A 13243-nucleotide genomic window follows, 5' to 3' on the forward strand; every position below is an offset into this window, starting at 1 on the left:
CCCGCACCCTACCTATGCACGACTGATTCGCCGTCCGCGCAAGCTCCGTAACGTCTTGTCCCGCAAGGAAGAAGCCACCCGGAACGGAGCCCACCATGGACCTGCACAACATCGTCGAGCGCTACCTCGCCGTCTGGAACGAGACCGACCCGACCGCCCGCCGCAAGCTCATCGACGACGTCTGGGCCACCGACGGCACCTACACCGACCCCCTGACCGCCACCCGCGGCCGCGACGAGTTCGACGCCGCCCTCGCCGCCGTCCAGTCCCAGTTCCCCGGCCTCACCTTCCGCCTCGGCAGCCCCGTCGACGCCCACCACAACGTCGCCCGCTTCACCTGGGAACTCGCCCCCGAGGGCGCGGACGAGGCCCTGGTGATCGGCTTCGACGTCCTCACGGCAACGGAGGACGGCCGCATCGCCACCGTGGTCGGCTTCCTGGACAAGGTGCCGAGCGCATAGAGCCTAGGCAGGCGGCTGCGAAAACAGGGGCGCTGGGGGTACCCCCAGGCGAAGCCGAGGGGGCGGAACTGCGCGACAAGCGCACACCACATCCGCAAGGTCGCGATCACGTGCAAGTCGTTGTCCCGCGTCGCGATCTTGCGGTCGGGTGCCTTCCGCTTCGCGCAGTTGCCCGCGCCCCGGTTTCGCGCCCTTCCGCCCTTCCAGAAAAACAACGACGCCTGCCCTAAACCTGGTCGGGGAAAGGGGCAGGCGTCGACCGGATCCCGGCGACTCTGGCGGGTCGGTGTTTGTGAGGTGGTCAGACCACCAGGGGACGGTCGGTCGGCTTGATCGGCGCGGGGAGCGCCGTCCTGCCGCCCAGGTAGGTGTCGACCGCCGCGGCGGCCGAGCGGCCTTCCGCGATCGCCCAGACGATCAGCGACTGGCCGCGACCGGCGTCACCGCAAACGTACACCCCATCAACGTTGGTGCCGAACTTTCCGTCACGGGCGACGTTTCCGCGGGCGTCGAGCTCGACACCCAGCTGCTCCACGAGACCGTTCTTGACGTCCGTCCCGGTGAAACCCATGGCGAGGGTGACCAGCTGAGCGGGAATCACCTTCTCGCTCCCGGGCACGGGCTCGAACTTGCCGTCCTTGAAGGCGACTTCGACCAGGTGCAGCTCCTGCACGTTCCCGTCCGCGTCGCCAGCGAAGTGGGTCGTGGAGACCGAGTAGATCCGCTCCCCGCCCTCCTCGTGCGCGGAGGTCACCTTGTACGTCATCGGCATGGTCGGCCACGGCTGCCCGGCCGGACGCAAGTCCGAAGGTCGCGGCATGATCTCCAACTGGGTGACGGACGCGGCGCCTTGACGGTGCGCGGTGCCGACGCAGTCGGCACCGGTGTCGCCGCCGCCGATGACGACGACGTGCTTGCCCTTGGCCGAGATCGGGGAGTCGACGTAGTCGCCCTCCTGGACCTTGTTGGCCAGCGGCAGGTACTCCATCGCCTGGTGGATGCCGTTCAACTCCCGGCCGGGGACGGGCAGATCGCGCGCGGTGGTGGCGCCGGCCGCGATCACCACGGCGTCGAAGCGGGAGCGCAGGTCCTGCCCGGTGAGGTCGACGCCGACCTCGACGCCGGTGCGGAACCGGGTGCCTTCGGCGCGCATCTGCTCGATGCGGCGGTTGATGTGGCGCTTCTCCATCTTGAACTCGGGGATGCCGTAGCGCAGCAGTCCGCCGATCCGGTCGGCGCGCTCGTAGACGACGACGGTGTGCCCGGCCCGGGTGAGCTGCTGGGCGGCGGCCAGGCCGGACGGGCCGGAGCCCACCACGGCGACGGTCTTGCCGGACAGCCGCTCGGGGACCTGCGGGGTGACGCCGCCCCGGTCCCAGGCCTTGTCGATGATGGTGACTTCGACGTTCTTGATGGTCACCGCGTCCTGGTTGATGCCGAGCACGCACGCGGACTCGCACGGGGCGGGGCACAGGCGGCCGGTGAACTCCGGGAAGTTGTTGGTGGCGTGCAGACGCTCGATGGCGCCGACGAAGTCGTCCCGGTAGGCGAGGTCGTTCCACTCGGGGATGAGGTTCCCGAGCGGGCAGCCGTTGTGGCAGAACGGGATGCCGCAGTCCATGCAGCGTCCGGCCTGCTCGGTGATGATCGGAAGGAGGCTGCGCTCGACGTAGACCTCGTTCCAGTCGCGCAGTCGCACGTCCACCGGACGGCGCTCCGCCAGCTGCTTGGGCGTGGTCAGGAAGCCCTTGGGGTCAGCCACGTGCCGCCTCCATCATCTTCGCGGTGGTGTCGGCCTCGGAGAGGCCATCGCGCTCAGCGGCGTCCTTGGCGGCGAGCACTGCCTTGTAGTCGGTCGGCATGATCGTGGAGAAGCGGGAGACTCCGCTGCCCCAGTCGGCGAGGAGTTCGGCGGCGACGGTGGAGCCGGTCTCCTCGTAATGCTGCTGCACGGTCTCGCGCAGCCATTCGCGGTCGGCGGCGTTGGGGGCCTCGATGCCCACCATGCCGCTGTTGACGTTGGCGGGGCGCAGGTCCAGCACGTAGGCGATGCCGCCGGACATGCCCGCCGCCAGGTTGCGGCCGGTCTCGCCGAGGATGACGACCCGGCCGCCGGTCATGTACTCGAGGCCGTGGTCGCCCACGCCCTCCACCACCAGGGTGGCACCGGAGTTGCGGACGGCAAAACGCTCACCGGCCTTGCCGCGCAGGTGGATCCGGCCCGCGGTGGCGCCGTAGCCGATGGTGTTGCCGGCGATCACGTGGTGCTGCGCGTCGGCGCCGATCGCGGCGGCGTCCCGGGCCGGGCGCACCACGATCACGCCGCCGGACAGGCCCTTGCCGACGTAGTCGTTGGCGTCGCCCTCGAGTCGCAGCGTCACGCCGCGCGGGACGAAGGCGCCGAACGACTGGCCGGCCGAGCCGGTGAAGGTGACGTCGATGGTGCCCTCGGGCAGGCCCTCGCCGCGGTGCTTCTTGGTGACCCGGTGGCCGAGCATGGTGCCGACGGTCCGGTTGACGTTGCGGATCGGCAGCTGGATGCGGACGGCGTCGCCGCGCTCCAGGGCGTCCTCGGCGAGTTCGATCAGCTGGTTGTCGAGCGCCTTGTCCAGCGCGTGGTCCTGCTCGGTGGTCCGGTGCAGCGCGGCACCCTCGGGCAGTTCGGGGACGTGGAACAGCGGGGCCAGGTCGAGCCCGGCGGCCTTCCAGTGGTCGATCGCGGCCCGGGCGTCGATGTGCTCGGCGTGGCCGACGGCCTCCTCGATCGAGCGGAAGCCCAGTTCGGCGAGCAGCTCGCGGACCTCCTCGGCGATGAACTCGAAGAAGTTGACCACGAATTCGGGCTTGCCGGTGAACCGCTCGCGCAGCACCGGGTTCTGGGTGGCGACGCCGACCGGGCAGGTGTCGAGGTGGCAGACCCGCATCATGATGCAGCCGGAGACCACCAGCGGGGCGGTCGCGAAGCCGAACTCCTCGGCGCCGAGCAGGGCGGCGATGACCACGTCGCGGCCGGTCTTCAGCTGGCCGTCGGTCTGCACGACGATGCGGTCGCGCAGGCCGTTGAGCAGCAGGGTCTGCTGGGTCTCGGCGAGGCCGAGCTCCCAGGGGCCGCCGGCGTGCTTGAGACTCGTGAGGGGGGACGCACCGGTGCCGCCGTCGTGACCGGAGATCAGCACCACGTCCGCGTGCGCCTTGGACACACCCGCGGCGACCGTACCGACGCCGACCTCCGACACCAGCTTCACGTGGATGCGGGCGTCCGGGTTGGCGTTCTTGAGGTCGTGGATCAGCTGAGCCAGGTCCTCGATGGAGTAGATGTCGTGGTGCGGCGGCGGGGAGATCAGGCCGACGCCCGGGGTGGAGTGCCGGGTCTTCGCCACCCACGGGTAGACCTTGTGGCCGGGCAGCTGGCCGCCCTCGCCGGGCTTGGCGCCCTGGGCCATCTTGATCTGGATGTCGTCGGCGTTGACCAGGTACTCGGAGGTGACGCCGAACCGGCCGGACGCGACCTGCTTGATCGCCGACCGGCGCTCGGGGTCGTGCAGGCGCTCCGGGTCCTCGCCGCCCTCACCGGTGTTGGACTTGCCGCCGAGCCGGTTCATCGCGATCGCGAGTGTCTCGTGCGCCTCCATCGAGATGGAGCCGTACGACATCGCGCCGGTGGAGAACCGCTTGACGATCTCGGAGACCGGCTCGACCTCGTCGACGGAGATCGGGGTGCGGCCGAGCCCGTCCAGCTGGAACAGGCCGCGCAGCGTCATCAGCCGCTCGGACTGGGCGTTCACCCGGTCCGTGTACTGCTTGAAGACGTCGTAGCGCTTGGTGCGGGTGGAGTGCTGGAGCCGGAACACCGTCTCCGGGTCGAACAGGTGCGGCTCGCCCTCGCGGCGCCACTGGTACTCGCCGCCGATCTCCAGCGCGCGGTGCGCGGCGGAGATGCCGGACGCCGGGTACGCCTTGGCGTGCCGGGCGGCGGTCTCCCTGGCGATCTCGTCCAGGCCGATGCCGCCGAGCTTGGTGGTGGTGCCCGCGAAGTAGGCGTTCACCAGTTCCTGGGACAGGCCGATGGCCTCGAAGACCTGCGCGCCGCGGTAGGAGGCGACGGTGGAGATGCCCATCTTGGACATCACCTTCAGCACGCCCTTGCCGAGCGCCTTGATCAGGTTCTTGATCGCCTTCTCGGGCTCGCCCTTGACGAACACGCCCTGGGACACCAGGTCCTCGACGGACTCCATCGCCAGGTACGGGTTGACCGCGCCGGCGCCGTAGCCGATCAGCAGCGCGACGTGGTGCACCTCGCGGACGTCACCGGCCTCGACCAGCAGCGACACCTGGGTGCGCTGCTTGGTGCGGATCAGGTGGTGGTGGATCGCCGAGGTGAGCAGCAGCGACGGGATCGGGGCGTGCTCGGCGTCCGAGTGCCGGTCGGAGAGCACGATGATCCGGGCCCCCTCGGCGATCGCCGCGTCGGCCTCGGCGGCGATCTCGGCGAGCCGGGCGGCCAGGCCCTGGCCACCCGTCGCGACCTTGTACAGGCCGGAGAGGGTGACGGCCTTCAGGCCGGGCTGGTCGCCGTCCGCGTTGATGTGGATCAGCTTGGCCAGCTCGTCGTTGTCGATCACCGGGAAGGTGATGCCGACCGAGCGGCAGTGCGCCGGGGTGGCGTCCAGCAGGTTGCCCTCGGGGCCGAGGTTGCTGTGCAGCGAGGTGACCAGCTCTTCGCGGATGGCGTCCAGCGGCGGGTTGGTGACCTGGGCGAACAGCTGGGTGAAGTAGTCGAACAGCAGGCGCGGCTTCTCGCTGAGCGCGGCGATCGGCGAGTCGGTGCCCATCGAGCCGAGCGCCTCGGCACCGGTCTTGGCCATCGGCGCGAGGATGACCCGCAGCTCCTCCTCGGTGTAGCCGAAGGTCTGCTGGCGGCGGGTCACCGAGGCGTGGGTGTGGGCGATGTGCTCGCGCTCGGGGAGCTTGGCGAGCTGGATCTGCCCGGCGGCGACCCACTCCTCGTACGGGTTCTCGGCGGCGAGGGCGGACTTGATCTCCTCGTCCTCGACGATCCGGTGCTCGGCGGTGTCGATCAGGAACATCCGGCCGGGCTGCAGGCGGCCCTTCTTGACGACCCTGTCCTGCTCGATGTCGAGCACGCCGACCTCGGAGGAGAGCACGACCAGCCCGTCCTCGGTGATCCAGTACCGGGCCGGGCGCAGGCCGTTGCGGTCGAGGACGGCGCCGATCCGGGTGCCGTCGGTGAAGGTGACGCAGGCCGGGCCGTCCCAGGGCTCCATCAGGTTGGAGTGGTACTGGTAGAACGCGCGGCGGGCCGGGTCCATGGTGGCGTGGTTCTCCCACGCCTCCGGGATCATCATCAGCACCGCGTGCGGCAGCGAGCGGCCGCCGAGGTGGAGCAGCTCCAGCACCTCGTCGAAGGACGCCGAGTCGGAGTGCTCCGGGGTGCAGACCGGGAAGATCCGGCCCAGGTCGCCGGGGATCAGGTCGGTGGCGAGCTGGGACTCCCGGGCGGTCATCCAGTTGCGGTTGCCCTTGACCGTGTTGATCTCGCCGTTGTGCGCGACGAAGCGGTACGGGTGGGCGAGCGGCCAGCTCGGGAAGGTGTTGGTGGAGAACCGCGAGTGCACCAGGCCGACCGCGGAGGCGTACAGCCGGTCCGACAGGTCGGGGAAGAACGGCTCCAGCTGCCCGGTGGTCAGCATGCCCTTGTAGACCAGGGTCCGCGCGGACAGCGACGGGAAGTACACCCCGGCCTCCCGCTCGGAGCGCTTGCGCACCACGAACGCGACCCGGTCCAGCTCGATGCCCGCGCGCTCGCCGTGCGACAGGAACAACTGCCGGAAGCGCGGCATGACGGAGCGGGCGGTGGAGCCCAGCAGCTCCGGGGCGGTCGGGACCTCGCGCCAGCCGAGGACGGTCAGGCCCTCCTCGGCGGCGATCGCGCCGATCCGGGCGACGGCGGCGTCGGTCGCCTCGTCGTCCTGCGGCAGGAAGGCGATGCCGACCGCGTAGGAGCCGGCGGCGGGGAGTTCGAAGTCGACGTTGGCGCGCAGGAAGGCGTCGGGGATCTGGGTCAGGATGCCCGCGCCGTCACCGGAGTCGGGCTCGGCGCCGGTGGCGCCGCGGTGCTCCAGGTTGCGCAGCACGGTCAGTGCCTGCTCGACGATCCGGTGGTCGGCGACACCGGTCAGCGTGGCCACGAAGCCGACGCCGCAGGCGTCGTGCTCGTTGCGCGGGTCGTACAGACCCTGGGCCTGGGGACGCGCGTCCGGAACGAGGGCGTAGGGGCCGGTGGCCCGGGCGTCCTCGTGGCCGGAGTGCATGGATGCAGACAGCATCGGCTCTCCCGTCGTCGTGATCAGTTGCTTGATGCAAAGGGACGACGTTGGCCCTGATGCGATTTGGTCGGTGCAGGCTACATGATGCCGAGTATCCCGGGAAGTGGGATTCTGCGTCCGCATCGCGGACTCGACCCCAGGTCACGGGGCGGCTGGGGGGTAGGCGCAGCGTCGCGCGTCCACACCAGTGTGCCCGGGGTCGAGAGGGACGAAACAGGGGCGAAACGCCCCCGGAACGACCTTTGCCAGAGGTTGACCTGGGATTCCCCGACCGAGACGCCGACCACGGTTGGGATTGTGCGGGTCGGCGACCGGATGTTGAGACTAGGGCAAGGGAGCAGCCCGTGCCCATGTGTGCAACATCACCCAGACCCCTGCATAAACATGCAGAGGTCTGGGTGTTCGTACAGGCCTGTCCGGAGGCCCGGTCAGCCGATCGCCCCGCCGATCAAGCGGCCCAGCAGGAAGGTGACGACCGCCGCCGCGCCACCCAGCGCCAGCTGGCGCAGGCCGCTGAACCACCAGGTGCGGGCGGTCACCCGGGCCACCGCCGCACCGCAGACGAACAGGCCGAGCATCGCCAGCAGCGCGGCCGGCCACAGCGCGGTGGCGCCCAGCAGGTAGGGCAGCACGGGCAGCAGCGCGCCGAGCGCGAAGCAGGCGAACGAGGAGCCGGCGGCGACCAGCGGCGAGGGCAGGTCCTCCGGGTCCACCCCGAGCTCCTCGCGGGCGTGCACGGCGAGCAGGGTGTCCGGGTCGGCGGACAGCTGGCGGGCGACCTCCATGGCCAGCTCCGGGTCGACGCCCTTGGCCACGTACAGCTGGGCCAGCTCGGCCAGCTCGCCCTGCGGGTTGCGCTTCAGCTCGATCCGCTCGGCCTCCAGCTCGGCCTCCACCAGCTCGCGCTGGGAGGCCACCGAGGTGTACTCGCCCACGGCCATCGAGAACGCGCCGGCCGCCAGTCCGGCCAGTCCGGTCAGCACCACGGTGCTCGGTTCGGCGGCCCCGCCGACCACGCCGGTCATCAGCGCGAAGTTCGACACCAGGCCGTCCACCGCGCCGAACACGGCCGGCCGCAGCCAGCCGCCGTTGACGTCCCGGTGGTGGCCGTCGGCGGGAATCCGGGGCTGCGGGCTGTCGATGTGCTGGTCGGCGGTGATGGTGCTCATGCTTGCGGCTCCCCTTCCGGGCACGGCGAAGGCCCCCCGGGGCGCATGTTCCGGCCAGGGCTGCTGGTGCCCCTCGAAACTAGCCGTTTGACCTGCGACTTTCCAGCAAAGTAAGCCTGCCCAAAGGCAGTTGGGGCCGCCCCCGCCGACTGCGGCAGGGGCGGCCCCAACGGGGTCAACTCACGTGCTCAGGAAGACTTTTCGGAATCCTTGGCGCTCTTGACGCCCTTGTGGTCCGCGGAATCCTCGGAGTCCGCGGCGTCCTCGGCAGTTCCGTCGCCGTCCTTCGGACCGCCCTCGCCCTTGCCCTTGCCGGGCGCCGCGTCCGCGACCGGCTCCGCCCCGGCCTCCCGGGCCGCCGCCTCGGCGCGCTCCAGGGTGGCAGCCGGGTCGATCTCGTCCGGGTCCTCGCGGCCGGGCCGCAGCCGCGCGGAGATCACCAGGTAGACCACCGCGCCGATGAAGAGGGCGATCGCCGTCCAGTCGTTCAGCCGCAGGCCGAAGAAGCGGTGCGCCTCGTCGATCCGCAGCCACTCGGTCCAGAACCGGCCCGGCGTGTAGAGCGCGACGTACAGCGCGAAGGCCCGGCCGTGGCCGAGGGTGAAGCGCTTGTCGGCCCAGATCACCAGCACCGCGACCAGCACGCACCAGAGCGACTCGTACAGGAAGGTCGGGTGGTAGGTGCCCGTGACGACCTCGCCGTTCGGCAGGGTCTTGTCGATCTCCAGGCCCCAGGGCAGCGTGGTGGGCTTGCCGTACAGCTCCTGGTTGAACCAGTTGCCCCAGCGGCCGATGGCCTGGGCGAGCGCGAGGCCGGGGGCGACCGCGTCGGCCCAGGCGGGCAGCGGGACGCCGCGGCGGCGGGCGCCGATCCAGGCGCCGACCGCGCCGAGCGCGACGGCACCCCAGATGCCGAGGCCGCCCTGCCAGATCTTCAGCGCGTCGATCGGGTGCTTGCCCTCACCGAAGTACAGCTGGTTGTCCGTGATGACGTGGTACAGCCGACCGCCGACCAGGCCGAACGGCACCGCCCAGACGGCGATGTCGCCGACCGTGTGCTTGCCGCCGCCGCGGGCGACCCAGCGCCTGCTGCCGAGCCACACGGCCACGACGACACCGATGATGATGCAGAACGCGTAGGCGCGCAGCGGGATGGGTCCTAGATAGAGGACGCCCCGCGACGGGCTCGGAATGTATGCGAGATCCATGACACCCTCGACGCTACCGTGTCCCGCCCGCCGCACCGGCACCGGAACGGGTCACGGAAACGTCAAGCCTCCCGGTCGAGCCTTCGAGCGATCAGGGCGAGGGCGTGTTGTTGGACTCGCCGGCGGTCGAGGTCGGCGCGGGGCTCTGCCCGTGCGAGCCGGGGGTGCCCAACTGCTTGCCCTGGTTGGCCTGGTCCACCCACTTCACCAGGTTGTCGGTGCTGATCTGCTCGTCGCCCTTCTTCGGGTAGATCGGTTCGCCGTTGAGCAGCACCGTGGGCGTCGACTTGAAGCTGGACTTGTCGAAGTCCTGCTGCACGGCGGAGACCCAGCCGCCGAACTTGTTGGTGTTGACGCAGGACTGGAACTCGGCGTTGTCCAGGCCCGGCACCTGCTTGCCCAGGTCGATCAGGGTCTGCTTGCTGCCGAAGGTGTCCTCGGTCTCGCCGGGCTGGTTGCGGTACAGCACGTCGTGGTAGTCCCGGAAGTGCCCGGCGTTCTGCGCGCAGCCCAGCGCGTTGGCGCCGTACTTGGAGCCGTTGCCGCCCAGCGAGCGGTCGATGAACGAGACGATGTGGTAGTTGACGAAGATCTTGCCGGCGTCTTCCAGCTGGTCGATGGTCGGCGAGAAGGCGCGCTCGAAGCCGCCGCAGGCCGGGCAGCGCGGGTCCTCGTAGACGGTGAGGGTGGACGGGGCGTTGGCGGATCCGACCGGGATGATCAGGTTCTTGTCGCCGATGGTGCCCGCGGGGGCGGCGGTCGGCGTCTCCGGCTTGGAGCGGTTGTTCTGCACCACCACGCCGACCACCACGGCGGCGGCGATCACGGCGATCACCGCGCCGCCGACGATCAGCTTCTTCTTCCGCTTCGCCCGGGCCTCCTGTTCGACCCGTTCCTCCAGCATCCGCTCACGGGCGCTGCGCTTGCCTTCTTCGTTCTTCTCGCTCATGAGGTGCTCTGCCATGGTCCAGGGATCGGTTCTCTTCGGATGAGTGCTGCGGGACGGGGTACGGTCAGGCGGCCAGCCAGGCGTCCGCCGAGAGCTTGGTGCGGGGGCGGAAGATCAGCCATGCCGACATCAGCAGGAAACCGGTGTCGCGGAGGATCTCCTGGACGTACTTGGTCTGCGCCTCGCTCACCGCGCCGCCGCCGCCGAAGCAGCCGCAGTCGATCGAGATGCCGCGCGCCCAGACGGAGGAGATGCCGGCGATGAACAGCACCAGCAGCGTCGCGGAGATCACCGCGACGACCCGGGTGCCGAGGCCGAGCACCAGCAGCACCGCCAGCGCCAGTTCCAGGAACGGCAGCCCCCAGCCGACCGGCTTCACCAGTGACTCCGGCAGGATCTGGTAGGCCCGTACGGCCTGCGCCGCCTCCGCCGGGTCGGAGACCTTCGCCAGTCCGGCCCAGCCCCACACCACGGCCAGACCCAGCCGCACCACCAGCCCGAACCACTCCGCCGCCGAACCGTCCACCACCCGGCGAAACCCGCTCACCCGGTCGTGTTCGGCCTGCTGACTGGCCATCAGTTCCCCCTCGGGCGCGCTCCACCGTTTCCTGCCTGATGAACCGTAGGGGATGGGGTGCGGTTCCTCCATATTCGCCAGTTACGCCGGATGAGTGACGCTATGCGGTCATACGTCCGATTATTCGGATCATCGCCCCACCGGCCCGCACTCCGCCCCCGCCTGCCGGCACACCACCGCCCGCTCCGCACCCCGGCGCGCCAACTCCCGTTCCACGCCGCCGGTTCCGGCCAGCGCGGCGGCCAGCGCCAGGACGGCCGCCAGCGCCCGCAGCAGGACCGCCTTGTGCACCCGCGCCATCCGCACGCCCTTTCGCCGACCGGCCGTCGGCGGGTTCAACGGCCTGAACCTCGACAAGATCACCGCGCGGCCCGGACAGTTCACCCGATCAGGTGGCGGCCCGAGAACGGCGAAGAGCCGCCCGGGGATGCTCCCAGGACGGCTCTCGGCCTCGAGCGCTACTTGCGGCGCACGCCCGACGCCAGGTCGGCGGCCAGCGCCCGGACGGCGGCCAGGCCGGCCGCCGGCTCGGCGGCGTCCAGCAGGCGCTGCACGAACGCGGAGCCGACGATCACGCCGTCCGCGAAGGCCGCGACCTCGGCGGCCTGGTCGGCGTTGGAGACGCCCAGGCCGACGCAGACCGGCAGCGCGGTGGTGGCGCGGGTGCGGGCCACCAGGTCCTCGGCCAGGTTGCCGACCGCGGCCCGGGTGCCGGTGACACCCATCACGGCGGCGGCGTAGACGAAGCCGGAGCCGGCCGCGGTGACCTCGGCCAGGCGAGCGTCCTTGGAGGACGGGGCGACCACGAACACGGTGTCCAGACCGTGCTCCGCGGCGGCCTTGCGCCACTCCACCGACTCCTCGACCGGCAGGTCTGGCAGGATGCAGCCCGCTCCCCCGGCCGCGGCCAGGTCGGCGGCGAACCGGGCGACGCCGTAGCGGTCCACCGGGTTCCAGTAGGTCATCACCAGCACCGGCACGGCCGGGTGGGCGGCGGAGACCTCGGCGACGGTGCGCAGCACGTCCTTGATCTTGACGCCGCCGCGCAGCGCGATGTCGTCGGCGGTCTGGATGACCGCGCCGTCCAGCACCGGGTCGGAGTGCGGCAGGCCGACCTCGACGACGTCGCAGCCGCCCTCGATCAGCGCGTTGATCGCGGCGATGCCGCCGTCGACGGTCGGGAAGCCGGCCGGCAGGTAGCCGATCAGGGCGGCCCGGCCCTCGGCCTTGGCGGCGGCGAGGGCGGTGGTGAGCTTGGTGTCGGCCATGGTCAGTTGGTCCCCTCGGCGTCGTCGTAGAGGCCGAAGTACTCGGCTGCGGTGTGCATGTCCTTGTCGCCGCGGCCGGAGAGCGAGACCAGGATGGTCGCCTCCGGGCCCAGCTCGCGGCCGAGTTCGAGCGCGCCGGCCAGGGCGTGCGCGGACTCGATGGCCGGGATGATGCCCTCGGTGCGGGACAGCAGCCGCAGCGCCTCCATCGCGGCGCGGTCGGTGACCGGACGGTACTCGGCCCGTCCGGTGTCCTTCAGCCAGGCGTGCTCGGGGCCGACGCCCGGGTAGTCCAGGCCGGCCGAGATCGAGTGCGACTCGATGGTCTGGCCGTCCTCGTCCTGCAGGACGTAGGTGCGCGAGCCGTGCAGCACGCCCGGGTCGCCCTTGGTCAGGGTGGCGGCGTGCTTGGGGGTGTCGGCGCCGTCGCCGGCCGCCTCGCAGCCGATCAGGCGCACGCCCGCGTCCGGGATGAACTCGTGGAAGATGCCCATCGCGTTGGAGCCGCCGCCGACGCAGGCGACCACCGCGTCGGGCAGCCGCCCGGTGCGGTCCAGCACCTGCTGGCGGGCCTCGATGCCGATGACGCGGTGGAAGTCGCGCACCATCATCGGGAACGGGTGCGGGCCCGCGACGGTGCCGAACAGGTAGTGGGTGGAGTCGACGTTGGCGACCCAGTCGCGGAACGCCTCGTTGATGGCGTCCTTCAGGGTGCGGCTGCCGGACTTGACCGGGATCACCTCGGCGCCCAGCATCCGCATCCGGGCGACGTTCAGGGCCTGCCGCTGGGTGTCGACCTCGCCCATGTAGATGGTGCAGTCGAAGCCGAACAGCGCGCAGGCGGTGGCGGTGGCCACGCCGTGCTGGCCGGCGCCGGTCTCGGCGATGATCCGGGTCTTGCCCATCCGGCGGGTCAGCAGCGCCTGCCCCAGCACGTTGTTGATCTTGTGCGAGCCGGTGTGGTTCAGGTCCTCGCGCTTGAGCAGCACCCGCGCCCCGCCGGCCTCGGCGGAGAACCGGTGGACGTCGGTCAGCGGGCTGGGCCGGCCGGTGTAGTCCTTCAGCAGGGCGTCGAGTTCGGCGGCGAACGCCGGGTCGTTCTTGGCCTTCTCGTACTCCTCGGCGACCTGCTCGACGGCGGCGACCAGCGCCTCCGGGATGAAGCGGCCGCCGTAGGCGCCGAAGTAACCGCGAGCGTCCGGGACTTGGGTACCCGGAACGTTGAGCTCGGACATGGACAGTCCTCTGTCTGGAAGTTGACGGC

Annotated in this window: 10 protein-coding genes; 1 reads left to right on the plus strand and 9 read right to left on the minus strand. The window is 70.8% G+C overall.

Annotation, left to right across the window (positions count from 1 at the left end; genetic code table 11):
* Positions 1-95 precede the first annotated feature (95 nt).
* Positions 96-461 carry a nuclear transport factor 2 family protein gene (locus ACGFWJ_RS13375; protein WP_392948590.1) on the plus strand — a complete coding sequence of 122 codons (366 nt, stop codon included), beginning with the start codon at positions 96-98 and terminating at the stop codon, positions 459-461.
* Between the two features lie 301 nt (positions 462-762).
* On the opposite strand, the gene ACGFWJ_RS13380 is transcribed toward ACGFWJ_RS13375, so the two are convergent.
* The 9 genes from ACGFWJ_RS13380 to trpB form a co-directional block, all read right to left on the minus strand.
* Complete coding sequence (locus ACGFWJ_RS13380) at positions 763-2223, minus strand: glutamate synthase subunit beta (RefSeq protein ID WP_392948593.1); 1461 nt, start codon at positions 2221-2223, stop codon at positions 763-765.
* A complete protein-coding gene (gltB, locus tag ACGFWJ_RS13385; protein ID WP_392948596.1) occupies positions 2216-6808 on the minus strand; it encodes a glutamate synthase large subunit in 4593 nt (1530 codons plus the stop codon). Before gltB ends, ACGFWJ_RS13380 begins: the two co-directional genes overlap by 8 nt.
* Positions 6809-7236: 428 nt before the next feature.
* Positions 7237-7977 carry a VIT1/CCC1 transporter family protein gene (locus ACGFWJ_RS13390; RefSeq protein ID WP_387645812.1) on the minus strand — a complete coding sequence of 247 codons (741 nt, stop codon included), beginning with the start codon at positions 7975-7977 and terminating at the stop codon, positions 7237-7239.
* 188 nt (positions 7978-8165) lie between these two features.
* Positions 8166-9185 carry a prolipoprotein diacylglyceryl transferase gene (gene lgt / locus ACGFWJ_RS13395; RefSeq protein ID WP_392948600.1) on the minus strand — a complete coding sequence of 340 codons (1020 nt, stop codon included), beginning with the start codon at positions 9183-9185 and terminating at the stop codon, positions 8166-8168.
* Positions 9186-9276: 91 nt separating this feature from the next.
* Positions 9277-10149, minus strand: coding sequence for a thioredoxin domain-containing protein (locus ACGFWJ_RS13400; RefSeq protein WP_392948602.1), 873 nt, complete (start codon positions 10147-10149; stop codon positions 9277-9279).
* A gap of 49 nt (positions 10150-10198) precedes the next feature.
* Positions 10199-10711, minus strand: a complete 513-nt coding sequence (locus ACGFWJ_RS13405) for a MauE/DoxX family redox-associated membrane protein (RefSeq protein ID WP_392948605.1) — start codon at positions 10709-10711, stop codon at positions 10199-10201.
* 129 nt (positions 10712-10840) lie between these two features.
* Positions 10841-11011, minus strand: a complete 171-nt coding sequence (locus ACGFWJ_RS13410; protein WP_392948607.1) for a hypothetical protein — start codon at positions 11009-11011, stop codon at positions 10841-10843.
* A 158-nt stretch (positions 11012-11169) separates the two neighbouring features.
* Positions 11170-11979, minus strand: coding sequence for a tryptophan synthase subunit alpha (gene trpA, locus ACGFWJ_RS13415; RefSeq protein ID WP_392948610.1), 810 nt, complete (start codon positions 11977-11979; stop codon positions 11170-11172).
* 2 nt (positions 11980-11981) lie between these two features.
* Complete coding sequence (gene trpB, locus ACGFWJ_RS13420; RefSeq protein WP_387645825.1) at positions 11982-13214, minus strand: tryptophan synthase subunit beta; 1233 nt, start codon at positions 13212-13214, stop codon at positions 11982-11984.
* Positions 13215-13243: the final 29 nt, after the last annotated feature.

It is taken from the genome of Kitasatospora sp. NPDC048407 (assembly GCF_043200475.1).
In the GTDB taxonomy this organism is placed as follows: Bacteria; Actinomycetota; Actinomycetes; order Streptomycetales; family Streptomycetaceae; genus Kitasatospora.

What these genes read in the sequence shown, in the direction of transcription:
- trpA (WP_392948610.1), bottom strand. Translation starts at nt 11,979, where the DNA reads ATGGCCGACACCAAGCTCACCACCGCCCTCGCCGCCGCCAAGGCCGAG.
- ACGFWJ_RS13405 (WP_392948605.1), bottom strand. Translation starts at nt 10,711, where the DNA reads ATGGCCAGTCAGCAGGCCGAACACGACCGGGTGAGCGGGTTTCGCCGG.
- ACGFWJ_RS13400 (WP_392948602.1), bottom strand. Translation starts at nt 10,149, where the DNA reads ATGGCAGAGCACCTCATGAGCGAGAAGAACGAAGAAGGCAAGCGCAGC.
- trpB (WP_387645825.1), bottom strand. Translation starts at nt 13,214, where the DNA reads ATGTCCGAGCTCAACGTTCCGGGTACCCAAGTCCCGGACGCTCGCGGT.
- gltB (WP_392948596.1), bottom strand. Translation starts at nt 6,808, where the DNA reads ATGCTGTCTGCATCCATGCACTCCGGCCACGAGGACGCCCGGGCCACC.
- lgt (WP_392948600.1), bottom strand. Translation starts at nt 9,185, where the DNA reads ATGGATCTCGCATACATTCCGAGCCCGTCGCGGGGCGTCCTCTATCTA.
- ACGFWJ_RS13375 (WP_392948590.1), top strand. Translation starts at nt 96, where the DNA reads ATGGACCTGCACAACATCGTCGAGCGCTACCTCGCCGTCTGGAACGAG.
- ACGFWJ_RS13390 (WP_387645812.1), bottom strand. Translation starts at nt 7,977, where the DNA reads ATGAGCACCATCACCGCCGACCAGCACATCGACAGCCCGCAGCCCCGG.
- ACGFWJ_RS13410 (WP_392948607.1), bottom strand. Translation starts at nt 11,011, where the DNA reads ATGGCGCGGGTGCACAAGGCGGTCCTGCTGCGGGCGCTGGCGGCCGTC.